Source organism: Clostridium sp. (assembly GCF_034179595.1).
In the GTDB taxonomy this organism is placed as follows: Bacteria; Bacillota; Clostridia; order Clostridiales; family Clostridiaceae; genus Clostridium.
The window spans coordinates 1-3143 of sequence record NZ_JAXFPT010000002.1 but is presented as its reverse complement, the minus strand read 5'-3'; the positions used below and the strand labels follow the sequence as shown (position 1 = coordinate 3143).

Annotated in this window: 4 protein-coding genes; 1 reads left to right on the top strand and 3 read right to left on the bottom strand. The window is 27.1% G+C overall.

Features of this window, described 5'->3' with window-relative positions; genetic code table 11:
* Positions 1-235: 235 nt before the first annotated feature.
* A complete protein-coding gene (locus SPJ33_RS00050; RefSeq protein WP_321115922.1) occupies positions 236-439 on the top strand; it encodes a hypothetical protein in 204 nt (67 codons plus the stop codon).
* 114 nt (positions 440-553) lie between these two features.
* On the opposite strand, the gene SPJ33_RS00045 is transcribed toward SPJ33_RS00050, so the two are convergent.
* The 3 genes from SPJ33_RS00045 to SPJ33_RS00035 all read right to left on the bottom strand — a co-directional run.
* Positions 554-1411, bottom strand: coding sequence for an NAD(P)/FAD-dependent oxidoreductase (locus tag SPJ33_RS00045; protein ID WP_321115921.1), 858 nt, complete (start codon positions 1409-1411; stop codon positions 554-556).
* Positions 1412-1428: 17 nt separating this feature from the next.
* Positions 1429-1743, bottom strand: coding sequence for a thioredoxin (trxA, locus tag SPJ33_RS00040; protein ID WP_321115920.1), 315 nt, complete (start codon positions 1741-1743; stop codon positions 1429-1431).
* Positions 1744-1969: 226 nt separating this feature from the next.
* Positions 1970-3143 (bottom strand): FAD-dependent oxidoreductase (locus tag SPJ33_RS00035; protein ID WP_321115919.1); only part of this gene is annotated, 1174 nt, incomplete at its 5' end.

Below are 3143 nucleotides of genomic sequence, written 5' to 3'. Positions count from 1 at the left end.
TGTTGTTAATGTAATCGGAAACTCATTAGCAGTTGTTGTTATATCTAAATGGGAAAATCAATTCAATGCTGAGGAAGGAAAAGAATACTTAAAAACAGTTAATGAAATTTAATAATTAAGACTTAATATATAGTAATTAAAGATAATTATAACCCATCACTTCAATAAAACCGAAAAAGATTCAAATGGAAATATAATTTATAGAACAAATGCTGAAGGTAAAGATAATTTGGATATGTATGATACTAAGAGAAGCGATTTAATCGGTACATATGTTTTTCATATCCCGTATATAGGAAAAACTATGCTCTTCTTTAAAAGTAAATTCTGTTTTATTTGGCTTGGAGAACTCTTTACTATATTTTTAATAAATACTTTAGTAAGAATACTTTGGGGCGAAAAACTTGATAAGCCTATTATACATAAAGCAAAACATTAAAAATAAAAATGGTTAGCAATAATATATATTACAAACCATTTTTATTTTTTTGTTGTCTTCTTATTTGTTTTTTGTTGCCTTTTTATTTTAACTCTACAATTTTAATTTTTATTTTTACATTTGATCTAAATAATCTACAGCACTAAGACCAGCTATATCTCCTTGGCCTGCTGCCTTTATACTTTTATATGGCTTTCCAACACAATCTCCTGCTGCAAAGCAACCTTCTAAATTTGTTTTCATATTAATATCAACTTTTATATGTCCATTTTCAATTTCTAATCCTGGAACTAATTCAATTGGAGGTATTGCATTTTTTAGTACAAAAACTCCATCTGTATCTAATTCCCTATTTTCTAAAATAAGCTTATTTACTACTTTTTCACCCTTTATTTCAACTGGGTTATCATGTATTATTTCTATATTCTTATTTAGTTTATAATCATCTTCATAAAGAGGTATATAATATACCTTATCTGCAAATTCACTAACAAAGTTAGCCTCTGCCTCTGCTTCTTTTAAGTATCCAATTATAGAAACAGTCTTACCTTTAAAAAGACGACCATCACAAGTTGTGCAATATCCAACACCTTTACCTACAAAGTCCTCTTCACCCTTAATAGGTTCAACATATTCAACTCCTGAAGCTATAATTACAGTTGTTGATTCATATTCATTGTCTTTAGTAATTAAGCTATAGTATCCATCCATTTGGAATACATTTGATACTCTCTCTTCAGTTATCTCTATTCCCATTTTATTTATATGCTCTTTAAATCTTTCTAGAAGTTCTTTTCCAGGGCCACATGGAAATCCAAGATAATTTTCTATTCCAGGAGCTTTTGTTAAATGTTGACTTAAGTCTTTTTCACCAAAAATTATAAATGATTTATTTCTAATTTTTGCTATCAAAGCTGCTGCAAGTCCTGCTGCTCCACTACCAACTATAGCTATATCATATATTTCACTCATAATCTTCACCCATAAAATTAAATATTTGCTTGTATGAAATCTACAAGTTGTCTTCTAGGTAAAAATCCGATATTAGCATCAACTATTTCACCATTTTCAAATATTATTAATGTTGGAGTACTTTCTATATTAAATCTTCTTACTGATTCAAGATTTTGATCGATATCCATTCTAACAAATTTAACACCTTCAGTTTCTTCTGAAACTTTTTCTAATACTGGTGCTAATGCTTTGCAATGAGGACACCAAGTTGCAAAGAATTCTACTACAACTGGCTTATCACATTCTAAAACCTCTTCTTTAAAATTTGAATCAAATATATCTTTTACCATAAATCTCTCTCCTTTTATACAATGGATAATCTTAATTTATTCCTTTAATAAACTGTTGTCAATTATACATAAATCATATACTTAGAAAGAGATTTACAACTAATTTATAATTTTAAATAATATTGCATATATTATGCTTTCTTTATCATCTCATCAAAGATATTTACTTATTTAAGCCTTATTTTTCATCTTAATTTATGAACTAAGAATAAACATTATAAAATTATTAATTATCAAATCTATCTACCTTAAATAAATTCATATCCTTATTAAACTTACCATCATATAATTCTGTTAGCATCATAGCACCTAATATTGCAAATAAAATTCCATTTGCTCTATACCCTAATAGATACCATAAGTTTTTATTATTTTTATCATCTGGTCCTACAAAGCCTAAATTGTCAGGAGTTGATGCAAAAACTCCACAGTATTTAAATTCAATTTCGATATCTTTAATATCTTTAAACATAGATTTTAATCTGCATTCTAATATATCATATTTTTGTTTTGCAAGACTTTCATCTATACCCTCTATAATATCAATATCTTCTCCGCCTATTATAATTCTATTATCTTTTGTAGTTCTTAAATAATTATAAGGATCTGAATTATCTCTTATTAGTGTATTTCCTTCCCATCCTGTAAAATTAGATACTGGTTTTGTAACTATGTTAAATGTAGTTGTCTTTGTAGCAAATTTTCTATCTGTAAAAAGCTTTGTATTATATCCAGTTGCAACTATTACCTTCTTAGCTTTAACCTTATATCCAAATTCAGTTATTACATCTATATAATCATCATGATAAATCAGTTTTACAACTTCAGTATTTTCATATACTTTTGCACCCATGCTACAAGATACACCTAATAATTGCTTTGTAAATTTATATGGATCAAGCTCTGCTCCACCATTTTTTGATATTATCCCTGCTTTTAAATCAAAGGCAAATTTATTTGTATTTTCATCTATGTATTCAACATCTATTCCACTATTTTTTCTATAAGAATATTCTCTTTCAATAGCACTTATTTCATCTTTTTTAGCTGTGTATAATAATGCATATCTTTTTTTATATTCACATTCATTTCCGTATTGTTCTATAAATTCTGCAATTTCATCAAGTGCTTTAAGCCCTAAGTCATAAGATCTTATAACATTTTCTTTTGTTGTATATTCTGTAAGATTTGATAAATTTTCATCTAATTCATATTGTAAAATTGCTGTTGTTACACTAGTGCTTAGATGTGCTATTCTCTTTTTTTCTAATATAACAGTCTTTACATTTTTTCTTCCAAAATAATATGATGCTATAGCCCCTGTAACTCCACCACCTACTATGCATATATCTGTTTCAATATCTTCTGTTAAATATGGATATTGCTTTTTCTCTTTTTCT

What these genes read in the sequence shown, in the direction of transcription:
- SPJ33_RS00050 (WP_321115922.1), top strand. Translation starts at nt 236, where the DNA reads ATGTATGATACTAAGAGAAGCGATTTAATCGGTACATATGTTTTTCAT.
- SPJ33_RS00045 (WP_321115921.1), bottom strand. Translation starts at nt 1,411, where the DNA reads ATGAGTGAAATATATGATATAGCTATAGTTGGTAGTGGAGCAGCAGGA.
- trxA (WP_321115920.1), bottom strand. Translation starts at nt 1,743, where the DNA reads ATGGTAAAAGATATATTTGATTCAAATTTTAAAGAAGAGGTTTTAGAA.